The sequence below is a fragment of the Geodermatophilus sp. URMC 61 genome, assembly GCF_052931555.1.
In genome coordinates this window covers 391,308-406,612 of record NZ_JBRFHZ010000002.1, presented here as the reverse complement: position 1 = coordinate 406,612, position 15,305 = coordinate 391,308, and the positions used below count along the sequence as shown (strand labels likewise).

Below are 15,305 nucleotides of genomic sequence, written 5' to 3'. Positions count from 1 at the left end.
TCCGTGCGGGCACGCTGTCGACGGAGGAGTTCTCGCGGTCCGAACCGGCGGTGGTCCGCAGCCGCGGGCACTGCAACACGCTGGGGCACCGCCTCGACCATGGCACTGGTCGCGGAGGCGCTGGGCACCGTCGTCCCCGGGGTCGCCGGCATCCCGGCCGCGGACAGCCGGCTGCTGGAGGCCGCGCACGGCACGGGCCGGCTGGTGGTGGAGATGGTGGCCACCGACCGCCGGCTCTCGACCTTCCGGACCGAGGCGTCCTTCGCCACCGCGATCGTGGCGCTGGCCGCCATCGGCGGGTCTACGAACGCCGTCGTCCACCTGCTGGCCATCGCCGGCCGGCTGGGGATCGACCTGACGCTCGACGACTTCGACCGCATCGGGTCCGGCGTGCCGGTGCTGGTCGACCCGCTCCGGCGGGGCGGTTGCTCATGGAGGACCTCCACCGCGCCGGCGGCCTGCCGGCCGTGCTGAACCAGGTCCGCGACCTGCTCGACCCGACCGCGCTCACCGTCACCGGCAAGCCGCTGGTCGACACCCTCGACGACGCTCCCATCTGGGACGCGCAGGTCATCCGGCCCCGTGGAGAGCCGCTGGTCGAGCACCGCGGCATCGCCGTCCTGCGGGGGAACCTCGCGCCGTCCGGTGCGGCCATCAAGCCGGCCGCAGCATCGCCGCACCTGATGCGGCACCGCGGGCCGGCCGTCGTCTTCGACTCCATCGAAACGTCCACGCCCGCATCGACGACCTTGACGTCGACGCCGACTCCGTGCTCGTCCTGCGCGGCTGCGGCCCGAAGGGCTACCCCGGCATGCCCGAGGTCTCCAACATGCCGCCACCGAAGAAGCGGCCGGAGCAAGGCGTGCGCGACATGGTGCGGGTGTGCGACGGCCTGAGCGGCACCGCCTACGGCACCGTCGTCCTGCACGTGGCGCCCGAAGCGGCCGCCGGCGGCCCACTGGCCCTGGTGCGCACCGGCGACATCGTCACGCCGGACGTCGCGGCCCGGCGGATCGACGTCGAGGTCCCGGACGACGAACTGGCGCGGCGACGGCCGAGCGAGGCGACCGTCGCCGGCTTCGCCGACCCTGGACGCGGCTGGGAGCGGCTCGACGTCGGCCACGTGCTACAGGCCGACACCGGCGCCGACCCGGACTTCCTCGTCGGCTCCAGCGGGTCGGCGGTGAGTCGCGAGTCCCACTGAGCGCGCTCAGCCGCCCACCCGGGTGACCACCGACGTGCCGAAGCGCTCCGCGGTCGACCGCTTGTAGCCCGCCGGGAAGTCGCCCGACGCGGTGCGGTCGACGGCCGCGAGCCGTAGCTGTGCCTGCGCGTCCCCGCCGAAGGCTGCGACGCACTCCTCGGGGGCGATGTTGGCGGCCGCCACGAGCGCGCCGGCGGCCCCGGTCGCGCCGCACAGCCCGACCAGGGTCGCAGCCCCCGTGTAGAGGTCACCGGCGAAGACGTCGCGCTCGCGCAGCAGCCGGCCGGCGTCCCCCGAGGAGTCCTTGAGCCCGGACACCGGCAGGTCGGGCAGCAGGTCGACGGGGATCCCGGGTGCGGCGGCACCCGGGAAGTGGTACGCCAGCAGTGGCCGGGTGGCGGCCTTCGCGACCGCCTCGTAGTACGGCCGCGGGTCGGCGACGCCGGGCGGCGAGAGAGCCAGGACGGCGTCCGCGCCCGCGGCAAAGGCGCGCTCGGTCAGCTCCGCCGCCTGCCGGCCGGTGGGCGCACCGGTACCGGCGAGCACGGGTACCTCGGCGGGCAACGCCGCCCGCACCGCGCCGACGAGCGCGTCCCGCTCCTCGGCGGTCAGGGCGGCCGCCTCCCCCGTCGTGCCGGCGACGAGCACGCAGCGCACGCCGAGGCCGACCAGTTGCGCCGCCAGGTCGGCGGTGGCCGGCGCGTCCAGAGCGCCATCGTCGCGGAAGAGGGTGACCAGGGCGACGCCAACGCCGGTGAACAAGGGCATGCCCGCATCCTCCCCCTGCGGACGCTTTCAGGCCCGGCTCAGTCCTCCGCGAGCTCCCGCCTGGTCGGAGCCGTCAGCATGGGGAGGTTTCGTGCCGTTCGCACTCGACGTGGATGACGAGCACCGGCCCGGCATCTCGTCCGACGCGCACAAAGTGATGCTCGGCCCAGTTCCGGTGCTCGCAGTGATGGGATCGTGAGCGATGCATCGTTCGGGCCCTTGACGCCGAGCGCAGGCATGTCCAGGTGGACCACGTGTCGCGAGATCGACGATGAGAGCCCACCCCGCGCTGCACTGCTGCGCAATCTGCGCTTCCACACCGCCGATGACAGCAAATTCTCGGTGTTCTCCGAAGCGCGTCGGCTACACGACCGGAATGACGTCATCGTCGTCGCCGACCTCGATCCACATACCGCATGCTCCTCGCTCCTTGGGCGAGGGAGGCGCTCGACGAGCTCGTACCCGTCGTACATGCCGTGCGCCGGCACGAGCGTCACCGCCAAGGCGGCGCATCCGCCACGCCGTAGGCCACCGTGTTGCACGAACGGTGTCAGGATGCCGTGGGTCGTGGGCCAGAAGCTCGGGTGCATGTAGGGAGCGGCCGGTCCAGCGAGTTCGCGGCAGTACTCCCCCGGCTCGGCACGGCCGTGGCGCCAGGCGTAGAACGCGTACGACTGCTGGAAGCCGACCTGCGCGAGCGTGTGCGCCGTCGCCGGGTGGGTGAAGGCCTCCGCCACCCAGATGACGTCGGGGTGATCGCTGACAACGTTGGTGTCAGGTGGTGGTCAAATGGCCCCGGAACGCCGTCAGGGGCCGCCCCAGTCTCCCGAGAACTGCCCGTAACCTGGGGTTTCACCGTCGGGCTGACAGGATTTGAACCTGCGACCCCTTGACCCCCAGGCGACGGCAGTGTGTCCGCGGCAGTTCGTCGAAGTCCGTCCGAGCAGGTCAAACGGCATACGAACGACGACGGACCGCAGCGGGCGAGGGCGAATCGGGCGCAATGGTGGTCAAAATGGTGGTCAAGAACCGCGGTCCTGGCCTGTACGAACACGGCCCTGGCGTCGCCAACCGCCCCGGTGCTGAGCGTGGCGATGTCTCGAAGGGTCATGGCTGGATGGCTAGCGTTATCTAGATCGCGGCCAACGCGGATTCGCTCCCGGCGCCTTGGGGGCGCACGTCCGCCATGGATAGAGCGGCGCTCCCGTCCCCTCCCCCTGCCTGCCGTGCAACCTGACAGTCCGGCGGTGTGGGGTTCGTGGTCGTCCGTCCCCGTACGAATGCGCAGGTCAGCCAGGCTCTGTCGACGCCGATGAACGGTCGCGAACGGCCCTGGACGGCCGCCACTGGCGCACAAACTGGCACACAGACCCGGGCTGCTCCACGCAGCGGGTAGCCGCACCCCTGCCCATCCGGGGAGGGCCCCAGGTGCTTTCCCCTGGCCGGCGCCGACCGTTCTGGAACTCGTCGCGCGCTCCCTGTCCGGCCGTGCGCTTCTCGGCGCCTCATGCCCTCACCCACGCGGGTCATGCCTCCGCGGCTCGCGGCGGCGGTGCACGCCCGATGAGGCGGCTCGCGCGTCTTATTCGCCCCGGTCTCGCGTACGGCGGGTGATGGGTGTAGGGCTGGTGCGTGAGCGGTCGGGGGACCGATTTCTTCATCAGCCACGCCGGGCGGGACACCGGGTGGGCGGAGTGGCTGGCCTGGCAGCTCGAGGAGGCCGGCTACACCGTCGAGCTGGATGTGTGGGACTGGGCACCGGGCGAGGACTTCGTCGCCCGGATGGCCGCGGCGCTGGGGCGGGCGGACCGGCTGCTGGCGGTGTGCACCGAGGCCTACTTCTCCTCCGAGTTCGCGGGCGTCGAGTTGCGTGCGGCGTTCGCGCGATCCGCGGCGGTGCAGGGGCGGATCGTTCCGGTGCTGGTCGAGCCGGTGACCCTGCCGCCGCTGTACGCGTCGCTGATCCACCTGGACCTGACCGGCCTGGACGAGGCGATGGCGGCCGCCCGGCTTCGGGACCGCCTGATCGGCGGGCGGCCCACGGCTGCGCCACCGTTCCCCAGTGCGGGGTCCGCGCCGCCGGACAAGCCGGGGTTCGCCGGCACGCTGCCGGCCGTGTGGCGGATGCCGCCGCGCAATCCGCGCTTCACCGGCCGCGACGAGATGCTGGCGGAGCTTCGTCGGCGGCTGCGCGCCGGCGAGCCGACACTGGTGGTGCAGGCGCTCTACGGGCTGGGCGGGGTCGGCAAAACCCAGCTGGCGATCGAGTACGCACACCGGTTTGCCGCCGATTACGACCTGGTCTGGTGGATCGACGCCGAACAACCGGTCCTGATCCCCGAGCAGCTCGCCGCCCTGGCCGCCCGGCTCGACCTGCCGACCGGACCCACGGTCGCCGCAACCCTGGAGCGGCTGCTGGCCGAGCTGCGCGGCCGGGATCGCTGGCTGCTCGTCTTCGACAACGCCGAACGGCCGGCCGACATCGCCGCCTACCGTCCCGGCGGGACCGGGCACGTGCTGATCACGTCGCGGAACCCCGGCTGGGGTGCCTTGGGTGGGCGGCTGGAGGTTGACGTGCTGGCCCGGTCCGAGACCATTGCGCTGCTGCGGGCCCGCATTCCTGACATGAGCGAGGAGCTGGCCGACATGCTCGCCGCCGAGCTCGGCGACCTGCCGCTGGCCGCCGCGCAGGCCGCCGGTTACCTGGAGCAGACCGACCTGCCGCCGGCCGACTACCTCCGCCGGTTCTGCACGCGCCGCGCCGGCCTGCTGGCCCGCGGCGAGGTCGTCGGCTACCGCGGGCGAGTCGACACCACCTGGGCGCTGTCCTTCGAGCGACTGCAGGGTGAGGACCCGGCAGCCGTGCAGCTGCTGGAGCTGGCCGCCTTCCTCGCCCCCGACCCCATCCCGCTGTGCCTATTCGGTGGCCACGCCGAGCTGATCGAGGAACCGCTGGGCACCGTCGCTGCCGATCCCGACGCCCTGGCCGACACCGTCGGCGCGCTGGTCGGCTACTCGCTGGCCCGCCGCTCCCCCGACGCCTTTCAGCTGCACCGGCTGGTGCAGGCAGTGATCCGCCAGCAGCTTCCCGCTGACCGGGAACACACCATCCGTCAGCAAGTGGTGGCGCTATTGGCCGCCGCATCCCCTGGCGACCCTGAGCTCCCGGCCAGCCGGCCCGCCTACGCCCGGCTCGCCGCGCACGTGCTCGCCACCGCCCAGCTGGCCGATTCTTCGCCCGTCGGCCGGCAACTGGTCTTGAACACCATTCGCTACCTGCAGTCCCACGGAGACAGCCATGCGTGCCGTGCCGTCTCCGCAGAGTTGCTCGACCGCTGGCGGTCGATCCTCGGGCCCGACCATCCCGATGCCCTGTCCGCCGCAAGCAGTCTCAGTCTGGCGCTCATCCAGCTGGGTGAGCTGGAGCCGGCCCGCGCCCTTGGCGAGGACACCCTGCAACGCTGCCGCCGGGTGCTTGGCCCCGACCACCTGATCACCCTGTGGACGGGAGCCGTGCTGACCATCGCCCTGGCGCGGCTGGGCGAGGCGGAGCCGGCCCGCGCGCTGGGCCAGGACACCCTGCAGCGCTGCCGCCACGTCCTCGACCGCGACCACCCGACCACACTGCTAGCGGCGGCCGCCCTCACCCTCGCCCTGGCCCAACTAGGCGAGGCGGAGCCGGCCCGCGCGCTGGGCCAGGACACCCTGCAACGCTGCCGCCGGGTGCTCGGCCCCGACCACGCAATCACTCTGTTGGCGGCGGCCGCCCTCACCCTCGCCCTGGCCCAACTAGGCGAGGCGGAGCCGGCCCGCGCGCTGGGCCAGGACACCCTGCAACGCTGCCGCCGGGTCCTCGGCCCCGACCACGCAACAACCGTGTTGGCGGCGGCCGCCCTCACCCTCGCCCTGGCCCAACTAGGCGAGGCGGAGCCGGCCCGCGCGCTGGGCCAGGACACCCTGCAACGCTGCCGCCGGGTCCTCGGCCCCGACCACGCCAGAACCCTGTGGGCGGCGAGGGCCCTTACCCATGCCCTGGCGCAGCTGGGCGAGGCGGAACCGGCCCGTGAGTTGGCCGAGGACACGCTGCAGCGCAGCCGCCGAGTGCTCGGTCCCGAGCATCCGATCACGCTGTACCTGACACAGGTTGCCAGTGCTCCCCCGTGGTGAAAGTCGTCTCACCAGCGACGCAAGACTCCGAGGAGACCCGAATGAGGAACCTGTACCTCATCACCCATCCGGAGGCCGCTCACCACATCGATGACCTGGTTGGTGGATGGTTCGACTCTGATCTCACCGGCCGCGGCCTGGCGCACGCCGAACGGATTGCGGAGGCGCTGGCCATCCGGTTCCCGGGAGATGCCGCCGTGCAGGTGTTCTCCTCCGACCTGCTCCGCGCACGGCGGACAGCAGAGATTGTCGCGAAGCGGCTTGGTGTCGACGTAGTGGTCGACACCGACCTACGAGAGAAGTCCTACGGCGTGGCGGGAGGACGGCCGCAGGCATGGCTGGACGAGCGGTTCATCCCACCGCCAGCCGTGGGTGAGCGGATGCGTCACGACGAGGGCGTGGACGGAGCCGAGACAAAGTGGGAACTGGCCGTGCGGGCATACGCCGCGCTGGAACGTGTCATCCAATCGGAAGTGGAGAACCAGGTCGTGGTGACACACGGAGGCACGGCCACGTTCCTCATCGCGGCGTGGATCGGCATGCCCATCGAGGCAGCGGGCTCTGTGAGCTTCCGCTTCTCGCCGGGGGGCATCACCCTGTTGCGCGAGGACAACTTCTTCCACAACCGCCAGGTTGCCATGCTCAATGACGTCGGTCACCTGACCTGATGGAATCAAGAAGGCGTCCCCAAGTGGGCCGCATCGGGACAGTTCGTAGGGGGCAGGATCCACGCCCCAGACGACGGGTTCGCACCACGGGCCACACTCGGAACCCCTGCTGCCTTTGGTGGCCGCTGCTTCCGTCCGGCGCTCGAGGCCGGCGGGGGACGGGCTGCTGGGCGGGCCCTGCCTCGAGCGCAACCTGTTCGTCACGCCTAGACAGGAGCCGTAGGGGACGGCCCACAGGCTCGGTGAAGACCTCGCGGTCCTCGACGAAGTAGGTGAGGAAGCCCCGTTGCACGCCGATCTCCACCGCAATCAACTCCAGGGAGCGGTACTCCTTGGCGCGGACGGCGTTGATCCGGGCCGGTGCCGTAGCGGGAATCCGCCCAGCGTCGACACTGCTGGCGTCTGATGCAGGGCAACACAGGCGACCGGCTGCCTAGAGGTCGTTGACGGTCTCGATGAGCCGGGCCTGTTCGCGGTACGAGGCCTCCCATCAGAACTCGGTCTGCATGTCCTGGACCTCGAAGGAGGTCTGGGGCAGCCGGCCGATCCAGCGCTCGCTGGTCGGCTCCACCGGGCGGTGCCGCATGACGATTCGATGAGCTGGGCACCACCCAACGGTGAAGACCGCCGTCGTCGCCGTCCTCGGCGGCTTGCTGACCCTCGCCGGCATCGCGCTGCTCGTGCTGCCCGGTCCCGGCTTCGTGCTCGTCGCCGCCGGCCTGGCGGTGCTGGCCACGCGTTTCTCCTGGGCGAAGAAGCCGCTGGACTACGCCAAGGACAAGGCGCAGGAGGGCGTCGAGGAGGTCGCCAAGAGCCCGTGGCGCGCCGCCGCGGCGGTGCTGGCCGCCATGGCGCTGGTCGCGCTCGGCGTGCTCACCCTGGTCGGCGTGGACCTGCCACTCATGAATGCGTTCACCGCCGTCGTGCTCATCCTCTCCGGGCTCTTCCTGATCGGCACCGTCGTGTTCGCGCGTCGCCAGGAGAAGCTCGAGCAGGCCCGGGCGCACCGCCCGGCGGGCCAGCGGGGCACGGCCGGCGCCTACCGAGCCGCGCCACACGGCAACTGAGCACCACGACTCCACCCAGGACGGGGCGACGGCGACCGGACCCGGCGCCGGCTTGAAGGCGTGCCCCACCCCAGAAGCCGGTCGGCCTGCGGTGCGGCGACGGCCTGGCGGCCCACCGGTAGCCCGTCGGCGCTGAACCTGCCGCGTACCGACGGCGCCGGACGGCCGGTCACCGACATCGCACGCAGGAGCGCATCCAGCCCGGATAGCTCCCGGGGGTCCACTCCCTGTTGGGGTCGGGTCCGGCAGCCTCACCGAGGTCCCGCCGTGTCCTGCGCGGCCAACGCCTCGCCTGTTGGCCCTCGGCCGGCCCTGCCACGCCGACGTCCTGCTCAAGTTGAGCGGATGACGACGGGTAGCCCGAGGCCGGCGACGAGCAGCTGAGCAGGCGGAGGCCCGTCGCCGGCTCCGGCCTGCCCCGTCGGGCACGCGCCGGCCGGAGGCAGTGCGCTCAGTTGCCGGCGACCCGGAACTGCTCCACGACGTCTGCCTTGATGCGCCCGCGGGCGTTGACCTCGATGCCCTGCCCGGCCGCCCACGCGCGCACCGCGGCCGGGTCGTACCCGGAGTACATCGGCTTCGCCGCCACCGGCGCGCTCCGGCGTCCGCCGCCGCTCACCTTCCGCGCAGCCTCAACGTACCGAGAAAGCCCTTCCCGCATCGCCGCGGCGTTCTCATCCGAGAGGTCGATCTCGTACTCGGTCTTGTCCAACGCGAACTTCACGGTCGTGTCGGCCGGGTCACCGGTGAGGTCATCGACCAGAACAACCTGAGTCTTGGTAGCCATACAGCAAAGAGATCAGGAGCGCTGACGGGTTGTCAACCGAATGGACCCCTGTGAGGGTGAGAATAAGCAGCCCTCGGCGACGTTCGTCGTCGAGAGAGATGAACAGCGGTTAGCCTGAAAGGTGACGCCTCATGACTGATCAGGCGCAGCCCGATTGCGGTTGTCGCTCGCTAGCGTGAACTGACGGCTCGAGGACATGCTGCAGCGCTGCCGCCGGGCGCTCGGCCCGGACCACTGGATGACCCACTACCTCAGGCAGGTCGTCTGCACCGGCGGCCTCATTCTCGGCGGCGATGCTGCCTGTCGACCGAGCGCGTCGGCCCAGTAAACCTCGGTCCACCGGCGACCTCGCCGATGCCAGTGCGCCTCATCGCCTATTCACCAACTCCCGGCCAGCGTCCACGGGATGTCGGCGACCTCGTCGGGTAGGGCGAAGCTGACCGAGAAGGCCGGCCACCGGCGGGTCAGCCACTCGATCAACCGTGGGTGCCGCCGGCCCCGTCCACCCGGATGACCATGTTCCTTCTCGGCCACTGACTGCGGGCATGAGCAGGTAGCTGGGCAAGTGCGACGCGGTGGACGGTGATGTGGTAGCTGGCGTAATCCCATCCCCCACGCCTTCAGCTACCCGAGGCGGTCCCGAGCCTCCGGACCCGCCAGGCCGGCTTCAGGCCTGACTCAAGCACCATCCGCGCGTGCGGCCGCGGCTGTGGGTGCCTCCGGCGGGGCTTGAGTCCTCACCTTGTCCAGGACGGTGTGGGCCTGTTGATCAATGAGTCTGGTGAAGACTTGCTGGGCGTAGCCGAACAGCACAGCCCAGGCCAGGATCTGCGCCGACGAATCAAGCGCGCTGAGGCCCGGGACGAACCCTCCGCGCATCAACAACAGGCCCAGGACAGCGGTGAGGGCACCGAGCGGCAGCTTGAGGATCGCGAGTGCAATGGGAATCGCGACAGGGGTGCTGGTTCCGCGGACGTTTCGGAGGGCCACGGCTGCCGAGATAGCGGCCGCTGTGAGGCCGAGCGCCTCGATGGTGAAGGCATCCCCACCGGTCGCTGCCTGACGAAAGACATCATCGACGTCGCCGGTCCCTGCCTTTTCACTGTGTTGCTGCGTGGGGCACACGACGGTGATCGTGTCCCTGGTCTCGGGCGAGAAGCAGAGCGGGACGGTTGAAGGGCTGACCATCCCCAGCACTGCAACCGCGACGGCCAGCAGGATCAGCATGACGGACGTGACGCCGAGTAGATTGCGGAAGCTGTTGGCCTGCATCAGCTGGCGGACTGCCTCGGAGCTGGCCGCGCGCATCGCACCGACGATGATCTCGCGCTCCTCCTCCGAGAAAGCGGGGGATTCGGCCGGTGGATCCTGTCGGCGATGCCGTCGGAGAGGAATCGGTCGTGTCGACGCCAACGCCTCCAACCGCGCGCGACGCGGGTCGTGACGGGGCAAGTGGCGACGTACATGGGCCCGGAAGCCCGGTAGTTGGCCCTGCAGATACGAAGCGGGTGCCAGTCGAAGCAGACTCGCTTCGGCTGCGTCCAGATTGCTCTGCGTGCGCTGGAGACTGGCGCCCGTGATACCTCGCCACAGGTGATGATCCATGGCTGTCTGGCGAGCGATCTCGACATGCGAGCGAACGGCTTGGGAGAACGTCGCCGCCGATTCGAGGCTGTCCGGTTGCTTCTCCATCCACAGCGTCAGCGCCTCGAACTCGTTGGCCCGGGTGATTGCACCCTCCCGCCAAGGCCGGTTCGCTGCTGGGACGATCGGAAAGGCGGGAGCCTGTTCGCTATCGGCCACCAGCACAGCCGCGTGTCGGCTACTTTCTGGTGGAAACGACAAGGCGCTCATCAGTTGCTGGACCTTTCAGGCTTTCGAAGAGGAATCACGTTCTTCTGGCGGACAGGGGCAGGGCGGCCTGGAAAGATGTCAGGGCACACGGTGTCCAACCCCTCAGGAACATGTGAGACATTGCCGCCTTGTGAAATGACGTCGTCGTGACGTCACGAGGGCGTCTATGCGCTGCGCCAGACGCGGCCGCTCACCAGCAGCGCCGGCCGACCGGCTTTCGGCCGGCTCAGGCGCGATGTGCGTAGGGCCCCTTCCGGTCGCCTGACAGCGAGCTCTCGGTGACGTTTCGCACCGTTGACCCAGGCGTCGAAGAATTCGTCACTCGAGATCCCGAGCAGTGCCGCAGCCGTCAGCCGTGTTATGCCTGACGTGGCCTTTCGATGGTCGTGCCGGGACGGTCGGTGATGCCGCGGACAGGCCTGCCTCGACATGGCGCACATTCCTTGGGTCTCGAAGGACTTGCGGCGTGGGGGCCATGAGCTCGCCACGCCTACTTGTGGAGCGATCTGAGGCCGCCCGTGATACCTCTGGACAGACACCGCGAGATGATCGACCGCCGCCCTCTCCGCCACGTCAACCACGCTGCTCGAGCCGTACCACCAGAAGGCCAGGTCACCGTGGTAGGCGGCCGGTTCCCAACCGTGGAGCGCTTGACGGCGACTGTGCCGGATCGCCGGGGCAGCACCTCGTCGAATCGTGTTTGCGGCGACCTCGGACCCGGCGCGGTATACCAGAGGTGCGACGGTGTGCGGCCCTGCTGATTCCCGCCCGCGGGCGCAGCCGGCCGAACGTCGGACACGAGCACGAATACAGGCTCACATGAAACGGTGCGCCCCAGATGTATCTGGGGCGCACCGTTCAGGCCTACCCGCTCACCTTGCTGCGGCCTCGGTAGTAGCGACCTCCTCTCCCCGCTTCGAACCTCAAGTAGTAGGTGTTGCTGCGGTCAAGGTCGCGCCAGGTGTAGGCGTGCCACCTCCCACCGTTGGGAAAAGAGACCGTCGGGGGAATCCTGCGATCGGGAAGAAAACTCCTATCGACCCACAGCGACACGCGCATGGCCGCATGCGGGCGGGAGTCGTGGCGAATCCTCACGCGGAGGTGACCCGTGCGGGTCCTGAACCTGCGAGTCTCCATGCTATTCACGAACTCGAAGGTGGAGTCGAAGCTGTCCCGCAGCGCCTCGAGCTCCTCGATACCTGCCTGCGTCTCGTTCGAGAAGTGCAGGTCGGGCCCGTCTACCTCCTCCACGTCGACGGTGACCGGCTCCGCAGAGACGACGTCGAGCTCGGGTAGGGATTCCGCGACGTCAAGCTCGGGTGGGCGGTGGTCTGCGTTCCCCGTGTGCGTCTCCTCCTGCCGGGACAGGGCGGCGGTGCTCATCGGATCCATTTCGTGTCCTCCGTGACTGGTGTCGACACACCCGTGGTCGGGTCTGGCAGGAGTGAGGCTGCCGCCGCGGGTGGGGCGCAATCCTTGGCGAATCCTTGGATCGGCTCGGTGCGGCTGGTATCTGGCTGATCCGTCTCCGGCTCTTACTCCGCAGATGAGGTGGGCGGCCGCGGAGGGGGCACCGGGGTGGAGCTGCGGATGCTCGGCCCGGTGCAGCTGCGCTGGGCCGGCGGGGCGGTGGAGGCCGGCCCGGCCCGGCAGCAGGCCGTCCTGGTGGCGCTGGCGGCCGATGCCGGCCGGCCGGTGCCGGTGGGCACGCTGATCGACCGGATCTGGGACGAGGATCCGCCCGCCGGGGCGCGGGCCGGGCTGTACAGCTACATCACCCGGCTGCGGCGGATCCTCACCCACCCCGACGTCGCCGGCGAGGCACCGGCCCGGATCGTGTCCCGGTCCGGCGGTTATCGGCTCGACCTCGACCCCGAGCGGGTGGACGCGCACCGCTTTCAGCGGCTGCTCGATCGCGCCCGGGGCGAGACGGACGAGGCACGGCGGGCCGGGCTGCTGCGCCAGGCCCTCGCCCTGTGGGCCGGGCCGCCGCTGGCCGGGCTGGCCGGGCGGTGGCTCGGCCAGCTGCGCGAGCACCTGGTGCAGCGCCGGCTGTCCGCGGTGCTCGCCCTGGCCCCGCTGGAGCTGCGGGCCGGCCGCGCCGCCGCGCTCATCGACGAGCTGCGCGCGCTGACCGCCGAGCATCCGCTGGTGGAGCCGCTGCACGCGCAGCTGATCCGGGCGCTGCGGGCCTGCGGACGGAGCGCTGAGGCACTGGAGGCCCACGGCCGGATCCGCCAACTGCTCGCCGACGAACTCGGCACCGACCCCGGCCCGGAGCTACGCGAACTGCACCAGGCCATGCTGCGCGGCCAGCCCGACCCGCCCCGGCCCGCCGCCGAACCGGCAGCTACGTCCGCCGAGCCCGCACCACCCGTCGAATGTTCCCCCGCAGCCGCGGCCGTCGTGCCGGCGCACCTGCCACTGGATGCGTGCGGTTTCACCGGCCGCGCCGAGCAGCTGGCCCGCCTTGATGCGCTGCTCGACCAAGCCGGCGGCCAGGCGACCGCGGTGGTGATCTCCGCGATCGGGGGCACCGCCGGGATCGGCAAGACCGCGCTGGCGGTGCACTGGGCGCACCGGGTCGCCGACCGGTTCCCCGACGGGCAGCTGTACGTCAACCTGCGCGGCTTCGACCCCAGCGGATCGCCGCTGGATCCCGGCGCGGCGATCCGGGGATTTCTGCAGGCCATCGGCGTGCCGCCGGAACGGCTACCGCTCGACCCGGACGCACTAACCGCCCTGTATCGCAGCCGGTTGGCCGGCAAGCGGATGCTCATCGTGCTGGACAACGCCCGTAATTCTGCGCAGATCCGCCCGCTGCTGCCCGGCGCCCCCGGCTGCCTGGTGCTGGTCACCAGCCGCAACCGGCTGTCCGGCCTGGTCGCCACCGCGGCCGCCCGGCCGCTCACCGTGGACCTGCTCACGCCGGCCGAGGCGCGCCGGCTGCTGGGCCGCCGCCTGGGCGAGGACCGGATGGCCGCCGAACCGGCCGCCGTCGAGCAGATCATCGCCTCCTGCGCCGGGCTGCCGCTGGCCCTGGCGCTCGTGGCCGCCCGCGCCGCCACCCACCCCGATTTCCCGCTGACCGCGCTTGCCGACGAACTCGGCGATGCCCAGGTCCGCCTCGAGGCGCTGTCCTGCACCCTGGACGACGTCGACATCCGCGCGGTGTTCTCCTGGTCCTACCGGCACCTCGACCCGCCGGCGGCCCGGCTCTTCCGGCTGCTCGGGCTCGCGCCCGGCCCGGACATCTCCGCCGCCGCGGCGGCCAGCCTCGCCGGCCTGCCTTCCGCGCAGGTGCGGCCGCTGCTGAACGCGCTCACCCACGCCCATCTGCTCGACGAACACATCCCCGGCCGATACGCCTTCCACGATCTGCTGCGTGCCTACGCCGCCGAACACGCCCACGCCCAGGACAGTGACACCGACCGGCGCGCGGCGCTGCACCGGCTGCTCGACCACTACCTGCACACCGCCCACGCCGTCGTTCGGCTGATCGATCACGACGGCCTCGACATCGACCTGCCCCCACCCAGCGAGGGCAGCACACCCCAATTGGCGCCCACCGCGGAGCAGATCCAGGCCTGCTGCTCCGTCGAACGCCCCGTGTTGCTAGCCGCCGTCGAGCGGGCTGCTGCCGCCGGCTTCGACCGCCACGCCTGGCAGCTGGCCTGGGTGCTGTGGGGCTCGATGAACTCCGGCGGGCATTGGTCCGAGCAGCAGGCCATTCAGCGGCTGGCGCTGCGCTCCGCCGTCCGCAGCGGCGATCGGACCGGCCAGGCACATGCCCACCATGCCCTCGCCCGCGCCCGCGCCCGGCTGGGCGACCTCGATGACGCCGCGTTGCACTACCGGCACGCCATCGCGCTGTACCAGCTCGTGGGGGATCCCCGGGCGCAGGCCCACGCCCACCAGGACCTCGCCTGGGTGCTGCACCGCCAAGGCCGCGGCCCCGAGGCCCTCGACCACGCCTGGCAAGCCGTGGACCGATTCCGGGCGGCACGCCCCACCGCCCATCCAACCCCACCAACCGCCCCCGCTGATCGAGCCACCGGGGGCCCCCGCGCCTTCCGCCGGGCCGCCCTCGCCCACCTCGACGACATCACCGACCGCGAGGGCAAGGCCAACACCTGGAGCGCCCTGGCCGCGGTCCACCATGCCCTCGGCGACCCCGACCAGGCCATCCACTGCTATCGACACGCCCTGCACCTCAGGCGAGCGCTCGACCCGTACGGCGATGCCGACATCCTCACCTACCTCGGCGACGCATACCATGCCACCGGCAACCCACAGGCCGCCCGCGACGCCTGGCAGCAGGCCCTGAGCATCCTCGATGACCTGCGCCACCCCGACGCCGACGCGGTCCGCACCAGACTCCACCGGCTCCCGTGACCTGGGCTTGCCCAGGTCACGGCCCATCCGCGCCGACGCGACGAATCGAGCTGGACCGGCACCGGTTGGTCGGCATCGACCGCCAGCGGGCGGCCGGGTTCGTTGCGGGATCTGACCCGCGTCGGTCGCCCCGCGCGAGCGGGCGTGGAGCCGTCGGCCTGCGCACGGGACTACGTGGAGCGGGCCGGCGGCGGGCTGCCCGTCCGCGCGAGTGACCAGCGAGCCCGCCACGTCGACGGCGGGGCCGTCGCTGATGGGCAGGCGGGACAACCCCGCGGACGGCCCAGGCGGCGATCCGCGTAGCCCATCGAGCAGAGCACCAGTGAGACCACGGTCCGGACCAGGACTTGCGTCTCAGGGGCCGGTGAGGATGCCGACCGGACTTCTGCAGCTGA

9 protein-coding genes and 1 pseudogene are annotated in these 15,305 nt (G+C 71.2%); 6 read left to right on the top strand and 4 right to left on the bottom strand.

Features of this window, described 5'->3' with window-relative positions; translation table 11 throughout:
• Positions 1–99 precede the first annotated feature (99 nt).
• Positions 100–474 carry a dihydroxy-acid dehydratase domain-containing protein gene (locus tag ACU610_RS01965; RefSeq protein ID WP_446766039.1) on the top strand — a complete coding sequence of 125 codons (375 nt, stop codon included), beginning with the start codon at positions 100–102 and terminating at the stop codon, positions 472–474.
• Positions 432–1,204: pseudogene (locus ACU610_RS01960) on the top strand (hypothetical protein). The gene ACU610_RS01965 and the pseudogene ACU610_RS01960 overlap by 43 nt, the downstream one beginning before the upstream one ends.
• A 6-nt stretch (positions 1,205–1,210) precedes the next feature.
• Here ACU610_RS01960 and ACU610_RS01955 read toward each other — a convergent pair.
• Positions 1,211–1,972, bottom strand: coding sequence for a dihydrodipicolinate synthase family protein (locus ACU610_RS01955; protein WP_446766038.1), 762 nt, complete (start codon positions 1,970–1,972; stop codon positions 1,211–1,213).
• Between the two features lie 1,632 nt (positions 1,973–3,604).
• On the opposite strand from ACU610_RS01955, the gene fxsT reads away from it, so the two are divergent.
• The 3 genes from fxsT to ACU610_RS01940 all read left to right on the top strand — a co-directional run bounded on the left by fxsT (position 3,605) and on the right by ACU610_RS01940 (position 7,874).
• Entirely contained in the window at positions 3,605–6,139 is a 2,535-nt protein-coding gene (gene fxsT / locus ACU610_RS01950; protein WP_446766037.1) for an FxSxx-COOH system tetratricopeptide repeat protein, read from the top strand.
• Positions 6,140–6,180: 41 nt separating this feature from the next.
• Positions 6,181–6,807, top strand: a complete 627-nt coding sequence (locus tag ACU610_RS01945; RefSeq protein ID WP_446766036.1) for a histidine phosphatase family protein — start codon at positions 6,181–6,183, stop codon at positions 6,805–6,807.
• A gap of 617 nt (positions 6,808–7,424) precedes the next feature.
• A complete protein-coding gene (locus ACU610_RS01940) occupies positions 7,425–7,874 on the top strand; it encodes a PGPGW domain-containing protein (RefSeq protein ID WP_446766035.1) in 450 nt (149 codons plus the stop codon).
• A 451-nt stretch (positions 7,875–8,325) separates the two neighbouring features.
• Here ACU610_RS01940 and ACU610_RS01935 read toward each other — a convergent pair whose 3' ends face one another.
• The 3 genes from ACU610_RS01935 to ACU610_RS01925 all read right to left on the bottom strand — a co-directional run bounded on the left by ACU610_RS01935 (position 8,326) and on the right by ACU610_RS01925 (position 11,898).
• Positions 8,326–8,661: a histone-like nucleoid-structuring protein Lsr2 gene (locus ACU610_RS01935; protein WP_446766034.1), complete on the bottom strand. Its 336-nt coding sequence runs from the start codon at positions 8,659–8,661 to the stop codon at positions 8,326–8,328.
• Between the two features lie 678 nt (positions 8,662–9,339).
• A complete protein-coding gene (locus ACU610_RS01930) occupies positions 9,340–10,515 on the bottom strand; it encodes a hypothetical protein (RefSeq protein ID WP_446766033.1) in 1,176 nt (391 codons plus the stop codon).
• A gap of 864 nt (positions 10,516–11,379) precedes the next feature.
• On the bottom strand, positions 11,380–11,898 hold the full coding sequence (locus ACU610_RS01925; RefSeq protein ID WP_446766032.1) for a hypothetical protein: 519 nt from the start codon (positions 11,896–11,898) through the stop codon (positions 11,380–11,382).
• A gap of 207 nt (positions 11,899–12,105) precedes the next feature.
• Between ACU610_RS01925 and ACU610_RS01920 the strand changes: the two genes are divergently transcribed.
• On the top strand, positions 12,106–14,910 hold the full coding sequence (locus tag ACU610_RS01920; RefSeq protein WP_446766031.1) for an AfsR/SARP family transcriptional regulator: 2,805 nt from the start codon (positions 12,106–12,108) through the stop codon (positions 14,908–14,910).
• Positions 14,911–15,305 lie beyond the last annotated feature (395 nt).